A 13,464-nucleotide genomic window follows, 5' to 3' on the forward strand; every position below is an offset into this window, starting at 1 on the left:
TCAGGACCTGCCCTTCGGGGAGGAGTCGGAGCCGCTCCGGGGAGCGGGGTCGCCGTTGCTGGTGATGGTGTTGTGGTCGCCGATGCCGATGGCGCCCTGGGCGGACTCGACGTAGATGCCGCCCTCGGCGACATGGACGATGCGCTGCTCGAATTCGTCGGTCTGGTAGCCGGCGTCGCGCAGCGCGGTGGTCACCCCGCCCGCCACCCGGGACTGAATGGTCTTCAGATACCGGGCGACGTCCATGTCCTGGAAGAGCGATGCATCACCGAAGGAGCCCAGTTCGCGCACGGAGGCGGCCGGGCCCTCTGGGAGGGCGCCGCGGTGTCCTCCGGTGAGGATCCGCCAGGTGGAGCGCAGTGCGCGCAGCAGGCTGAGCACCGCGTCGCCGGCGGAGCGCGGGGCCTGGGCCAGCGCCCAGACGGCCTTGCCGAAGTGGTCGTGGTGGCGGTAGCGGTGGGCGATCCGGTCGGCCTCCTGGAACAGCGGCCGCAGCGGCCACAGCACATGCGGGGCGACCTCCAGCATCAGCATGCCGCCCTGGGTGTGGACCCGCACGAAGACGGTGGTGACCACGCCCTCGTGCCAGCCGCCGACCCGGATCCGCAGGAAGTGCCGGCGGGTCTCCCCGCCCTCCTCCACCGCGTCGGCCCGGTGCAGCTCGAACCCCGCGGGGTCGTACGGCGCGTCGCCGCGGCTGCGCAGGCCGTCGGCGGGGAGGAAGACGCACTCGTCGATCTCCAGTGCGCGCAGGCGGTCGCGCACCTTCGGTGCCATGTGCGCTGATCCGGACGGTGTGCGCAGCGCCGCGACCAGCGGGACGATGCGCGCCAGGATCGCGCCGTTGTCGAGTGGTTCGGGCTCCCGGTCGCTCCGGGGGACCAACTCCACCGACAGCGACCAGGGCTTGAACTCCTCGCCGGCGCCGCAAAACGGGTCGGTGGCACGGTAGATCACCAGCGGCCCGTGCTGCTCGACCCGGATGCGGTGCCGCAGGCGCTGGAAGCGCATGCCCTCGGCTTGCTCGGCGGGGTCGGACAGCACGTCCGGGAAGCGTTCCTTGGAGAGTTCACGGGCCAGCGAGCGGGCGAACCGGCCGCGCTGCATACCGACCATGACGGCCAGCAGCACCGGCAGCGCCAGCGTGATCCAGACGGCGAAGAGGGAGGAGCCCAGGTCCAGAGCGCCGGACGAGCCGTACCCGCCGTACCCGCCGTACCCGCCGTACCCGCCGTACGATCCGGAGCCCGACGAGCCGGCCAGGAGGCCCTCCAGCCACCCGAACGGTGCCGAGACGGCCCCCGCGAGGAGGGCCCCGCCGAACGCCGCCGCCAGAGCCAGCAGGAGCAGCAACAGCGAGATCCGGCCGTACCAGCGGAAGACGAAGGAGACGGGCCGGGCCAGACCCTGCGGGATCGGGGCCCGGCGGACGAAACGGCCCAGGCCCATGAGGACGACCGGGAGGGCGTAGGCCAGCGCCAACCCCTGCGAGAGCACGATGACCACGATCCAGGTGAACAGGATCAGCGCCGCCCAGCCGATTTCGAGCCGGCGGGCGCGCAGCGCGTGGGCGAGCACCCGGGCGGCGTCGATCCCCAGGGACGGTGCGGCGAATCGCTCCTCGTGGACGTACAGCTCGTCGATGACGGCGTCCCGGAACGTCTCGTCCATGTAGGTGCCGGCGCACAGCAGGCGGGTGGCCTCACTGGCGCCCGGCGGGGTCGCCGCAAGCGAGGGCGGCGGCATGGCCCCCGCCGCGCCACCGGATACGTCTTTCGTCACGTCCTTGCGCAGACGTGACGGGCCGTCCGGCTCGCCCGGCTGCGCAGGCACCTGCGTACCGCTCATCGTCCTCCCCCGAATTCCCCCGCGTAACGGCTACACCCACCACAACGCGCCGGTGCGCGCGGCTCGTTCCGCGGAACGCCCGCCATCACCCGGACGTGTGAAGGCATCGCAGCATAGAGGAGCGGAGGCCGCCGTGCCAGCGCGTTACCGACGTACGACGGTCCGTCAACGGGACGAGCCCGCACGGCCGTTGGGCCGTACGGGCTCGGAAGGGTGGTGCGGCGGTACGCCGGCGCCGGCTCAGATCAGGCCGAGGGCACGGACCGCCTCGCGCTCCTCCGACAGCTCCTTGACGGAGGCGTCGATGCGGGTGCGGGAGAACTCGTTGATCTCCAGGCCCTGGACGATCTCGTACACGCCGTCCTTGGTGGTGACGGGGAAGGAGGAGATCAGGCCCTCCGGGACGCCGTAGGAGCCGTCCGAGGGGATGCCCATGGAGGTCCAGTTGCCCTCGGCGGTGCCGTTGACCCAGGTGTGGACGTGGTCGATGGCGGCGTTGGCGGCGGAGGCGGCCGACGAGGCACCGCGGGCCTCGATGATCGCGGCACCGCGCTTGGCGACGGTCGGGATGAAGGTGTCGGCCAGCCACTTCTCGTCGTTGACGGCCTCGGCGGCGTTCTTGCCGGCGACCGTGGCGTGGAAGATGTCCGGGTACTGGGTGGCCGAGTGGTTGCCCCAGATGGTCAGGCGGCGGATCTCGGACACCGGGGTGCCGGTCTTCTGCGCGAGCTGGGTGACCGCGCGGTTGTGGTCCAGGCGGGTCATCGCGGTGAAGCGCTCGCGCGGCACGTCCGGGGCGGCGGCCTGGGCGATCAGCGCGTTGGTGTTGGCCGGGTTGCCGACGACCAGGACCTTGATGTCGTCCGCGGCGTGGTCGTTGATGGCCTTGCCCTGCGGCTTGAAGATGCCGCCGTTGGCCTCCAGCAGGTCGCCGCGCTCCATCCCCTTGGTGCGGGGACGGGCACCGACGAGCAGCGCGACGTTGGCGCCGTCGAAGGCCACGTTCGGGTCGTCGGTGATGTCGATGCCCTGGAGCAGCGGGAAGGCGCAGTCGTCGAGCTCCATCGCGGTGCCCTCGGCGGCCTTGAGACCCTGCGGGATCTCCAGGAGGCGCAGCTTGACCGGCACGTCCGCGCCGAGCAGCTGACCGGAGGCGATGCGGAAGAGGAGGGCGTAACCGATCTGGCCGGCGGCGCCGGTGACGGTGACGTTGACGGGAGTGCGGGTCATGGCGATCTCCTGCGCGGTATTCCGGGGGCAAGCCCCTGGACCACCTTGGGTCGGCGGTGGGTGTCCCTGCCCATTCATCGAGGTCTCTTGGTATCGAGAGACCCGGCCGTCAGGCTATCGGACCCCTGACCCGCGCAGGTGGCGGGCCGGTGTGGGACACCTCACCGGTCGTCACACCGGCCCCGGCCGGGCCACCTCGGCGGCCGCGGTGCGGGCGGCCGGCGGGGCGGCCCGGCCGGGGGGCGACGGCCGCCCGCTCTTGGAGGGGGAGCGCGGGCGGCCGGCGGTTGTGCCATACCCGTGGGGGGGTTGTGGTGCGCATGCCCGGGATCCGGGAGGGCAATCCCCCCACTTACTCGGCGGTTTTACGGGGAGGGCGATTCCCGGCCAGCCGCAGAAGCCCGCCGCGGCCGGCTCAGGCGGGCGCCATCGCCTTCTGGAGCGCGGCGTCCAGCGCCTCCAGGAACTGGTCGGTGGTGAGCCACGGCTGGGCCGGGCCGATGAGCAGCGCCAGATCCCTGGTCATCTGGCCGCCCTCGACGGTCTCCACGCAGACCCGTTCCAGGGTGTGGGCGAAGCGGGTCAGCTCGGGGGTGTCGTCCAGTTTGCCGCGGTGCGCCAGGCCGCGGGTCCAGGCGAAGACCGAGGCGACGGGGTTGGTGGAGGTGGCCTTGCCCTGCTGGTGCTGCCGGTAGTGGCGGGTGACGGTGCCGTGCGCCGCCTCGGCCTCCAGGGTCCGGCCGTCGGGCGTCATCAGCGCCGACGTCATCAGCCCGGGCGAGCCGAAACCCTGGGCGACGACGTCCGACTGCACATCGCCGTCGTAGTTCTTGCAGGCCCAGACGAAGCCGCCGGACGACTTCAGGGCCATGGCCACCATGTCGTCGATCAGCCGGTGCTCGTAGACCAGGCCGCGGGCCTCGAACTCGGTCCGGAACTCGCCGTCGAAGACCTCCTGGAAGAGGTCCTTGAAGCGGCCGTCGTACTTCTTGAGGATCGTGTTCTTCGTGGAGAGGTAGACGGGGTAGCCGCGGTCCAGCCCGTAACGGAACGACGCCCGGGCGAAGTCGCGGATCGAGTCGTCGTGGTTGTACATCGCCAGGGCCACGCCGGCGCCGGGGAATTGGTGCACCTCCAGCTCGGTCGGCTCGCCGCCGTCCGCCGGGGCGAAGGTCAGGGTGAGCGTGCCGGGTCCGGGGACCTTCAGGTCGGTGGCGCGGTACTGGTCGCCGAAGGCGTGGCGGCCGACGACGATGGGGCTGGTCCAGCCGGGGACGAGCCGGGGCACGTTCTCCATGATGACGGGCTCGCGGAAGATCACGCCGCCGAGGATGTCGCGGATGGTCCCGTTCGGCGAGCGGTACATCGCCTTGAGGTTGAACTCCTCGACCCGGGCCTCGTCCGGGGTGATCGTCGCGCACTTCACCCCGACGCCGTACTCCTGGACGGCGTGCGCGGCGTCGACGGTGACCTGGTCGCTGGTGGCGTCCCGGTGCTCGATGCCGAGGTCGAAGTACTTCAGCTCGATGTCGAGGTACGGGAGGATCAGCCGGTCCCTGATGGACGACCAGATGATGCGGGTCATCTCGTCGCCGTCGATCTCGACGACGGGGCGGGCAACCTTGATCTTGGCCATGCGTGGACGTCCCTCTCGCGGTTGGGGCACCCCCCGGACGTCGCCAAGTTACCCGCGTCACACAGGCACACGGCGCTACGGCACGAGGTGTGCCGCAGCGCCGCGCAAGGCCGGTGGCCGCGTACTACCGGACCGTGAAGTGGACGATGTCGTCCAGGAACGGGATGTGGATCCACGGCTTGGGCTGCACCATCATCGCCAGGATCACGATCACGAAGCCCAGGCCGCCGTAGGTGATCAGGTCGGTGAAGCGGGACCGGACGGCCAGCATCCCCACCGACGGCAGCGCCCACCGCAACGCCGCGCCGCCCAGCAGGGACAGCCCGATCACGATCGAGCCGATCCGGAACGCGTCCAGCGCGACCAGCAGCAGCCCGAGGGCGACCCCGCCCAGCACGGTCAGCAGCGGCCACTGCCGGGCCGGCGCCGGGTAGTCGCCCGAGGCGGCCCGGCCGCCGCCCTCGGGGCGGGCGGTGTCACGGGTCAGCTGCGGAAAGCGGCGCGAGGTGCGCTGCGGCTCGGACGCACCCTCCGAGTGCGCTTCGGCAGCCATGTCTGGCGGTCAGCCCCTTCCGGTGTCCGGGTCGGTGTGGAGAGTGGTGTGGAGGTCGGTGTCGAGAGCGGTGTCGCGGGTAGGTCGCCTGCCCGGGACGCGGGACGGCGGGCCCTCCTCCAGGCTCGCACGTCCGGGCCGGTCAGAGCCTCCCCGGCTGACGCCGGTCAGAGCCCGGCCGCGCGCTCCGCCGCCTCGACGACGTTGACCAGCAGCTGGGCACGGGTCATCGGGCCGACGCCGCCGGGGTTGGGCGCGACCCAGCCGGCCACCTCGGCGACGCCGGGGTGCACATCGCCGACGATCTTGCCGTGCTCGTCCCGGCTGACGCCCACGTCCAGGACGGCCGCGCCGGGCTTGACGTCCTCGGGCTTGATGATGTGCGGCACACCGGCGGCGGCGACGATGATGTCGGCCTGCTTCAGGTGCGCGGAGAGGTCGCGGGTGCCGGTGTGGCACTGGGTGACCGTGGCGTTCTCGGACTTGCGGGTGAGCACCAGCGGCATCGGCCGGCCGATGGTGATGCCGCGGCCGACGACGACCACGTGCGCGCCCTTGATCTCGACGTCGTGCCGCCGCAGCAGTTGGACGATGCCGTACGGGGTGCACGGCAGCGGGCCCTCGATGCCGAGGACCAGGCGGCCCAGGCTCATCGGGTGCAGCCCGTCGGCGTCCTTGGCCGGATCCATCAGCTCCAGCACGCGGTTGGCGTCGATGCCCTTGGGGAGCGGGAGTTGGACGATGTAACCGGTGCAGGCCGGGTCCTCGTTGAGCTCCCGGACGACGGCCTCGATCTCCTCCTGGGTGGCGGTCCCCGGCAGTTCGCGCTGGATGGACGCGATGCCCACCTCGGCGCAGTCCCGGTGCTTGCCGTTGACGTACCAGCGGCTGCCGGGGTCGTCGCCGACCAGCAGGGTGCCCAGGCCGGGGGTGACACCCTTGGCCTTCAGCGCCTCGACGCGGGCGGTGAGCTCGGACTTGATCGCGGCGGCGGTGGCCTTGCCATCCAGAATCTGGGCAGTCATACCCCCCATCCTCCCGGATGGAGGCACCCGTGTTCCAATCAGGGCGCGCGGACGCCAGTTGTCCTGAAATGATCATTGCGGTTGCACAAAGGCTGACCGCCTTGACTGGACAGACGGAATCCTCACCTAGAAGGATTGACGGCGCAGTGCCGCAGGCATCGTCGGGGGCGGGCCATGAACACACCTGTTTTTCCTCCGAGTCACGCCGCGTCGTCCCCCACTGACACCAACGGAGGAAAGCAGCACCATGAGCTTCGGTGACCCGAACAACCCGTACGGCCAGCCGCCGCAGGCCCCCCAGGGCCCGTACGGCCAGCAGCCGCCGGTCCCGCCGCAGGGCGGTCAGCCGGGCTACGGCTACCCGCAGCAGGGCGCCCCGCAGCAGCCCCAGCAGCCGTACGGCTACCCCCAGCAGGGGCAGGTCCCGCCCCAGGGTCAGCCGGGCTACGGCTACGCGCAGCAGCCGGCGGCCCCGTACGGCCAGCCGGGCGCGGGCATGCCGGGGATGCCCGGGATGCCGGGAATGCCGATGGGGTACGCGAGCTGGGGTGCGCGGGTCGGTGCTCTGCTGATCGACTTCCTCATCGTCGGCCTGGTGCCGATCATCCTCTACGTCATCGCCATCGCCGTGGCGAGCAGCTCGGTCAGCTCGGCCAGCAGCTCGGCCAGCTCAGCCGCCGCCAACTGCCCGCCGGGGGACTACAGCTGCCTCAACCACGCCTACGAGTCGGCCACGACGTCCAGCACGCCGGCCATCTTCTTCATCCTCATCGGGATCGCGTGGCTGATCGGCGTGAGCGGCGGCTTCTTCCTCATGGCGAAGGAAGGCGGCACCGGCCAGACCCCGGGCAAGAAGGCGCTGGGCATCAAGGTCATCAAGGAGGCCACCGGCCAGCCCATGGGCTTCGGCATGACCTTCGTGCGCTACATCTGCCGCGGCCTGAACGGTGCGCTGTGCGGCATCGGCTGGCTGTGGCCGCTCTGGGACGAGAAGAACCAGACCTTCGCGGACAAGATCGTCGGCACCGTGGTCGTCGAGGTTCCCAAGTAAGGACGTAGCGGGCCGCACTCCACGCCCCGCACAGCCCGGTGAAGGCCCCCTCGCAGCAGCGAATCGGGGGCCTTCGCGGCGCTCGCCGATACCGCTCCAAGTAGCCTGAAGGGCACCGCTCGTGAGTTATCCCAACCCCAACCCCTACGGCCCTCCGCCGGGCCAGCAGCCCGGTTACGGCTATCCCCAGCAGCCCCCGCAGCCGCAGCAGCCGATGGCCCCGTACAACCCGTACCCGGGCGGCCCGTACGCGGGCGGTCCGATGCCCGCGGCGCAGATGCCGTACCCGGCGGTGATGCCGAGCGGCGTCAAGACGGCCCGGGTGATGCTGTTCGTGCTCGCCGGCCTGAACCTCATCGGCCTGGTCCTCTCGGTGGTCATGCTGGGGGTCTTCAGCAAGGCGTCGCACGAGGCGGCGTCCTCCCCGTACGCGGACTCGTCCGCGTTCGCGGTCACCAAGGGCTTCGCGATCGCGGCCATCGTGGTCATCGTGATCTTCACGGCCGCCGCGATCACGCTCGCCGCCCAGTTCGGCAACGGCAGCAACGGTGTCCGTATCAGCACCATCGTCTTCGGCGCCGGCACCACCTTGCTGAGCTTCGCCTCCTTCCCGCTCGGCCTGATCCACACGGCGCTGGGCATCACAGTGATCGTCATGGCCTCCAAGGAGGAGAGCAAGGCCTGGTTCAGCCGGCCGCGTCAGTAGGCACCGCGCAGACAGCGGCGGAGGGCCGCACCCCGAAATGACGGGGTGCGGCCCTCCGCACGTGACCGGTCCGGGTCAGTGGAATCCGGGTCAGTGGAAGAAGTGCCGGGTGCCGGTGAAGTACATCGTCACGCCGGCCTTCTCGGCGGCCTCGACGACCTGCTCGTCACGGATCGAGCCGCCCGGCTGGACGATCGCCCGCACCCCGGCGCCGATGAGGATCTCCGGGCCGTCGGGGAACGGGAAGAACGCGTCGGACGCCGCGTAGGAGCCGCGCGCCCGCTCCTCGCCCGCGCGCTCCACGGCGAGCTTGCAGGAGTCGACGCGGTTGACCTGGCCCATGCCGACGCCGACCGAGGCGCCGTCCTTGGCGAGCAGGATCGCGTTGGACTTGACGGCCCGGCACGCCTTCCAGGCGAAGGCCAGCTCGGCCAACTCGCCGGCGGACAGCGCCTCTCCGGTGGCCAGGGTCCAGGTCGCCGGGTCGTCGCCCTCGGCCTGGAAGACGTCGGTGTCCTGGAGCACCGCACCGCCCGAGAGCAGCTTGAGGTCACCCGGCTGGTGCGGGGTGCCGTCGACCTTGAGGACGCGGAGGTTCTTCTTGCGGGCGAGGATCTCGACCGCGCCGTCCTCGTACGCCGGGGCGGCGATGACCTCGGTGAAGATCTCCGCGACCTGCTCGGCGAGGGCGACGGTCACCGGGCGGTTGACCGCGATCACGCCGCCGAACGCGGACAGCGGGTCGCAGGCGTGCGCCTTGCGGTGCGCCTCGGCGACGTCCGCGCCGATGGCGATGCCGCACGGATTGGCGTGCTTGATGATCGCCACGCAGGGCTCGTCGTGGTCGTAGGCGGCGCGGCGGGCGGCCTCGGTGTCCACGTAGTTGTTGAAGGACATCTCCTTGCCGTGCAGCTGCTCGGCGTTGGCGATGCCGCCCGGCCGGCCGTCGACGTAGAGGGCGGCGGCCTGATGCGGGTTCTCGCCGTAGCGCAGGGTGTTGCGGCGCTCCCAGGTCCCGCCGAGGAACTCGGGCAGCTCGGCCCCGCCCTCCTCCGGCGCGTACACGTTGGTCATCCAGGAGGCGACGGCCACGTCGTAGGCGGCGGTGTGCTGGAACGCCTCGGCGGCCAGGCGCTTGCGGGCGGCCAGGTCGAACCCGCCGCCGTTGACGGCCGCGAGGACGTCGGCGTAGCGCTCGGGGCTGGTGACCACGGCGACCGAGGGGTGGTTCTTGGCGGCGGCGCGGACCATGGAAGGACCGCCGATGTCGATCTGCTCGACGCACTCGTCCGGCGAGGCGCCCGAGGCGACGGTCTCGCGGAACGGGTAGAGGTTGACGACGACCAGGTCGAACGGCTCCACGCCCAGCTCGGCGAGCTGCTCGCGGTGCGACGGAAGGCGCAGGTCGGCGAGGATGCCGGCGTGGACCCTGGGGTGCAGGGTCTTGACCCGGCCGTCGAGGCACTCGGGGAAGCCGGTGAGCTCCTCGACCTTGGTGACCGGCACCCCGGCGGCGGCGATCCGCGCGGCCGTCGACCCGGTCGAGACCAGCTGGACGCCCGCCGCGTGCAGCCCCTGGGCCAGCTCCTCCAGCCCGGACTTGTCGTAGACGCTGACCAGGGCGCGGCGGATGGGCCGTTGCGTACCTTCGGTGGCGATGCCTTCGGTGGCGGTCACGGGATACGTACCTTTCGTCCCTCTATGTGGTAGCCGTGGCGGGCCAGACGCCCCACGACCTCGACGAGCAGCGAGCGCTCGACTTCCTTGATGCGCTCATGCAGCGCGGATTCGTCGTCCTCCTCCCGGACCTCGACCACGCCCTGGGCGATGATCGGGCCGGTGTCGACGCCGTCGTCGACGAGGTGGACGGTGCAGCCGGTGACCTTCGCGCCGTACGCGAGCGCGTCGCGCACACCGTGGGCACCGGGAAAGCTGGGCAGCAGCGCCGGGTGGGTGTTGACCGTCCGGCCGCCGAAACGGGCCAGGAAGTCCTTGCCGAGGATCTTCATGAAGCCGGCCGAGACCACCAGGTCGGGGGCGTGCGCGGCGGTCGCCTCGGTGAGCGCCGCGTCCCAGGCCGCGCGGTCCGGGTAGTCCCTGACCCGGCAGACGAACGTCGGCAGCCCGGCCCGCTCGGCGCGCTCCAGGCCGGCGATCCCGGCGCGGTCGGCGCCCACGGCCACGATCTCGGCGCCGTACGCGGCGGCGCCCTCCTCGGCGATGGCATCGAGCAGCGCCTGGAGGTTGGTGCCCGAACCGGAGACGAGTACCACGATGCGGGCCGGGGTGGCGCGAGCGGGAAGAGAGGAGGAGGCCACGGTGGGGGTCTTTCTCGCCAGGTCTTGCGGGGCTGGGTCTGAGGCTGGGCTGGGGCTGGGGCTGGAGTGCTGTACGGGGGCTCTGTGGTCTTTGTGCGCGATCTTGGTGCGCGGTCCTTGTGCGGTCGTACAAAGCGAGGGGTTTCGCGAATCCGGGGAACCCTACGAAGGCGCCGACCGTCAGCAACGATACCGGCACACCGCGCGGCCCCCGCGGGACGGGGGCGGGCACGGGAGGTAGCGTCGGGCGGAAGAACGCATGCAGTTCATGGTGACCGCCCGCCCGGCCCACCCGCCGGACGGACGCCCGCGACAAGGGGAAGACTCACTCCAGATGCCGGACCGACGCCGCCGCGCGGCTCTCCTCCTCCCTCCCCCGGGTATCGCCGGTTGGGACCGCCCCCGGCCCGCCACCGCCCCGGGGGTGGTCCTCCTGCCGCGCGAGCGCAAGTCGTCGTCCGCCCCGGACTCACCGTCCGCCGGTGGCCCGGGCCCGTCCTCCTCCGGCCGGGAGGACAACCCGTTCGCGCCGCCGCCGGCCGGCACCCCCGACCAGGAGTGGCGCCCGCGCCCCCACCTCATCGGACGGGGGCAGGGCAACGGCGACGGTGACGGCGACCGTGAGGGTGACGGCAACGAGGAGCAGCGGCCGCAGGACCAGCCGCCGGCCTGGGGCAGCCAGTGGAGCAGCCGCCAACCGGGCCGCCAGGGCGGCGGGTTCGGCACCCGGCCGGGCCGGGGCGGCGGCCAGGGAGGCCCCGGCGGTCCCGGCGGACCCGGAGGGCCGGGCGGCGGCCCCGGCGGGCTGCGCTGGGACCCCACCGACCCGCTCCAGCGGCGGGCCCGCTACGCCCTGCTGGCCGGGATGTGGGCGTTCTTCTTCGTGCTCTTCAGCCTGCCCGAGGTGGCGCTGCTGCTGGGTGCGCTCGCCCTCTACTGGGGTATCAGCGCGCTGCGCGGCAAGGCCGAACCGAAGAAGACGACCGCCGCGGCCCTGGAGGGGCGTCCGCCCGGCGGCACCCCACCCCCGCCGGGCCGGCCCGGCGGCGCACCGGCCGCGGCGACCCGGCCGCAGACCACCGCCGCGATCGCCGGCCTGGTGACCGCCTCGCTGGCGCTGATGATGGTGGCCGCGACGTTCACCGTGCAGGTCGTCTACCGCGACTACTTCACCTGCGTGAACGACGCGCTGACCCAGGCGGCGAGCAAGTCCTGCGAGCGGCTCCTGCCGCCCCAACTCCGGCCGCTGCTCAGCCAGCAGGAACAGCAACAACAGTAGGGAACGGCAGGGAGCGGGCGCGCCTCTGCGGGCGCCCTCAGGCCGCGGTCTCCTCGTCGCCGCCCCGGCCGTTCTTGCCCTGGCCGTTCTTGTCCCGGCCGTTCTTGTCCCTGCCGCTCTTGTCCCGGCGGGCCCGGATGCGGCCGGTCCACCGGCCGGCCGTTCGGCCCGCTCGCCGTACGCCCCTGCTCTCCCGGCTCGGCTCTCCCCCGCTCGGCTCTCCCCCGCTCGGCTCCTCGCTCGGCGCCGTCGGGTCCGGGGTCGTCGGGTCCGGTGTCGAGGCCGCCGTCGTCAGGTCCGGCGTCGTCGGGTCCGGCGCCGGACCCGGCTCCCCGTTCGGCCCCGGGCTCGACTCCCCACTCGGATCAGGGGTCAGCTCCGGGGGCGACTCCGGGCTCGACGCCCGGCCGCGGCGGAACAGGAGGGCGGGCAGAGCGCGTAGAGCCGAGCCGTGGCTCTCGACCGCCCGCCGCTCGACCTGCCGCCAGGCGCGCAGCCCCAGCGTCCCGGGCACCCCGGCCAGCGCCACCCAGCCCGCCGCCACGGGGCCGGTCAGCCACCCGGCGGGCCCGAACGACGCGAGCGCGCCCTCGCCCAGCGCCCCACCGGCAAGTCCGCCGAGCACCCCCATCGCCACCCCGCACAGGACCGCCGCCACGGCGGCCGTGCCGGCGGTTCGCCCCCAGGAGCGGTGGCCGTCCCCGGCCGCGTACCGGGCCAACAGCACCACCGCGGACACCGGCACCACCAGTGCCGGCGCCAGCTGCCACCAGGTGCCGGGGCCCGGGGCCGGCAGGCCGCTGAGCAGCGGGAAGTGCGGCAGCGGGGGGCGCGGCGAGGTGGCCAGCGGTCCGACTGCGGTGCCCGCGCCGACGGTGAAGCCGGGCCCGAGTCCGTAGGCGGCGCCCCAGACGGCCGCGTTGGGGAGCAGGGCGAGGCAGAGCAGCAGCACCGTGCAGCGGCCCTCCCAGTCGGGGGCGAGCTGCCCCAGGTCGTCGGCGAACCGCCCCGGGTGCAGGGCCAGTCCGAGGAGGACGAGGGCGGTGCCGGAGGCGAGCAGTGCGAGGGTCGCGGCGCCGGCCGCGCGCAGGGCGGTGTCGAGGCGGGGGCCGGTGAGGGCGGAGCGGAGGGCGTCGGGCAGCGCCCGGAAGGCGCGCGGCACCCGCGCCGGCAGCAGCGTCGCGGCGTCCCGGCCGAGCAGGCGCCAGGCGGTCGCGCCGAGCGTGGCGGCGGCGGTGCCGGGGACGGCGAGCAGCGCGGAGAGCGGCGCCGCGGTCAGCCGGCCGGTCGAGGCGTAGACCAGCGCGGCGGCGGCGACCAGCAGGTATCCGGCGAACAGGGCGCCGAGCAGGGTGCGCGGGGCGACCGCGGTGCCGTCGTCGCGGCGCTGGTCGGCGGCGGTGGCCAGGGTGTCCCGGGCGGCGCGGTGGAGCAGCCAGACGGGGAGGACGCAGAGCAGCAGAGGGGTCACCGCGAGGGGCGTCGGGGTGCCGGACAGCGTCGTCTCGCGGACCAGGCCGCCGCCGTGCGCCATGAACCAGAGCCCGGCGGCCAGGTGCAGCGCCCGGGAGGGGCCGCTGTCGGGGTACGGGGAGGCGACCCAGAGCAGCAGGACGGCGACCGCGAGCGCGCCGAGGCCGAGTCCGGCGGCGGTCACCCCGCTGACGGCGGCGGCGGCGATCGCGGACGAGCGCTGCGCGGCGGTCCGGCCGTGCGAGGACAGCGGGGTGCCGCGTTCGGTCAACTGGCTCACACGATCATGCTGCCAATAACACCCCTTTCCGCCACGTACCGGGCATCTGTCCGACGTGTCGCGCG

The 13,464-nt window shown here is 72.9% G+C and carries 11 protein-coding genes; 3 read left to right on the forward strand and 8 right to left on the reverse strand.

The genetic code is table 11. The features are described from left to right. The 5 genes from ACRAS8_RS13915 to ACRAS8_RS13935 all read right to left on the reverse strand — a co-directional run bounded on the left by ACRAS8_RS13915 (position 1) and on the right by ACRAS8_RS13935 (position 6,292). The gene (locus ACRAS8_RS13915) at positions 1 to 1,848 is read right to left on the reverse strand and encodes a hypothetical protein (RefSeq protein ID WP_438486318.1); all 1,848 of its coding nucleotides are present in this window, start codon (positions 1,846 to 1,848) and stop codon (positions 1 to 3) included. 240 nt (positions 1,849 to 2,088) lie between these two features. Further along, positions 2,089 to 3,078: a malate dehydrogenase gene (locus ACRAS8_RS13920; protein ID WP_438486320.1), complete on the reverse strand. Its 990-nt coding sequence runs from the start codon at positions 3,076 to 3,078 to the stop codon at positions 2,089 to 2,091. 415 nt (positions 3,079 to 3,493) lie between these two features. Continuing rightward, entirely contained in the window at positions 3,494 to 4,714 is a 1,221-nt protein-coding gene (locus tag ACRAS8_RS13925) for an NADP-dependent isocitrate dehydrogenase (RefSeq protein ID WP_438486322.1), read from the reverse strand. Between the two features lie 124 nt (positions 4,715 to 4,838). Next, positions 4,839 to 5,267, reverse strand: coding sequence for a DUF3017 domain-containing protein (locus tag ACRAS8_RS13930; protein WP_438486323.1), 429 nt, complete (start codon positions 5,265 to 5,267; stop codon positions 4,839 to 4,841). A 167-nt stretch (positions 5,268 to 5,434) separates the two neighbouring features. After that, on the reverse strand, positions 5,435 to 6,292 hold the full coding sequence (locus tag ACRAS8_RS13935; protein ID WP_438486325.1) for a bifunctional methylenetetrahydrofolate dehydrogenase/methenyltetrahydrofolate cyclohydrolase: 858 nt from the start codon (positions 6,290 to 6,292) through the stop codon (positions 5,435 to 5,437). A gap of 247 nt (positions 6,293 to 6,539) precedes the next feature. On the opposite strand from ACRAS8_RS13935, the gene ACRAS8_RS13940 reads away from it, so the two are divergent. Next, on the forward strand, positions 6,540 to 7,343 hold the full coding sequence (locus ACRAS8_RS13940; RefSeq protein ID WP_438486327.1) for an RDD family protein: 804 nt from the start codon (positions 6,540 to 6,542) through the stop codon (positions 7,341 to 7,343). A gap of 121 nt (positions 7,344 to 7,464) precedes the next feature. Then, positions 7,465 to 8,049 (forward strand): hypothetical protein, encoded by a 585-nt coding sequence (locus ACRAS8_RS13945; RefSeq protein ID WP_438486329.1) that lies wholly within the window; start codon positions 7,465 to 7,467, stop codon positions 8,047 to 8,049. Positions 8,050 to 8,139: 90 nt separating this feature from the next. Here ACRAS8_RS13945 and purH read toward each other — a convergent pair whose 3' ends face one another. Both purH and purN read right to left on the reverse strand, forming a co-directional pair. After that, positions 8,140 to 9,726, reverse strand: a complete 1,587-nt coding sequence (purH, locus tag ACRAS8_RS13950) for a bifunctional phosphoribosylaminoimidazolecarboxamide formyltransferase/IMP cyclohydrolase (RefSeq protein ID WP_438486331.1) — start codon at positions 9,724 to 9,726, stop codon at positions 8,140 to 8,142. Beyond that, on the reverse strand, positions 9,723 to 10,367 hold the full coding sequence (gene purN / locus ACRAS8_RS13955) for a phosphoribosylglycinamide formyltransferase (RefSeq protein ID WP_438486333.1): 645 nt from the start codon (positions 10,365 to 10,367) through the stop codon (positions 9,723 to 9,725). The genes purH and purN overlap by 4 nt, the downstream gene beginning before the upstream one ends. Before the next feature lie 334 nt (positions 10,368 to 10,701). Here purN and ACRAS8_RS13960 point away from each other — a divergent pair, with 334 nt between their 5' ends. Continuing rightward, positions 10,702 to 11,646 (forward strand): hypothetical protein, encoded by a 945-nt coding sequence (locus tag ACRAS8_RS13960; protein ID WP_438486335.1) that lies wholly within the window; start codon positions 10,702 to 10,704, stop codon positions 11,644 to 11,646. A gap of 37 nt (positions 11,647 to 11,683) precedes the next feature. On the opposite strand, the gene ACRAS8_RS13965 is transcribed toward ACRAS8_RS13960, so the two are convergent. Continuing rightward, positions 11,684 to 13,399, reverse strand: coding sequence for a cell division protein PerM (locus ACRAS8_RS13965; RefSeq protein ID WP_438486337.1), 1,716 nt, complete (start codon positions 13,397 to 13,399; stop codon positions 11,684 to 11,686). Positions 13,400 to 13,464: the final 65 nt, after the last annotated feature.

This window comes from Streptomyces sp. S186 (assembly GCF_051603415.1).
Taxonomy (GTDB): Bacteria; Actinomycetota; Actinomycetes; order Streptomycetales; family Streptomycetaceae; genus Streptomyces.

What these genes read in the sequence shown, in the direction of transcription:
- ACRAS8_RS13940 (WP_438486327.1), top strand. Translation starts at nt 6,540, where the DNA reads ATGAGCTTCGGTGACCCGAACAACCCGTACGGCCAGCCGCCGCAGGCC.
- ACRAS8_RS13960 (WP_438486335.1), top strand. Translation starts at nt 10,702, where the DNA reads ATGCCGGACCGACGCCGCCGCGCGGCTCTCCTCCTCCCTCCCCCGGGT.
- ACRAS8_RS13925 (WP_438486322.1), bottom strand. Translation starts at nt 4,714, where the DNA reads ATGGCCAAGATCAAGGTTGCCCGCCCCGTCGTCGAGATCGACGGCGAC.
- ACRAS8_RS13935 (WP_438486325.1), bottom strand. Translation starts at nt 6,292, where the DNA reads ATGACTGCCCAGATTCTGGATGGCAAGGCCACCGCCGCCGCGATCAAG.
- ACRAS8_RS13915 (WP_438486318.1), bottom strand. Translation starts at nt 1,848, where the DNA reads ATGAGCGGTACGCAGGTGCCTGCGCAGCCGGGCGAGCCGGACGGCCCG.
- ACRAS8_RS13920 (WP_438486320.1), bottom strand. Translation starts at nt 3,078, where the DNA reads ATGACCCGCACTCCCGTCAACGTCACCGTCACCGGCGCCGCCGGCCAG.
- ACRAS8_RS13930 (WP_438486323.1), bottom strand. Translation starts at nt 5,267, where the DNA reads ATGGCTGCCGAAGCGCACTCGGAGGGTGCGTCCGAGCCGCAGCGCACC.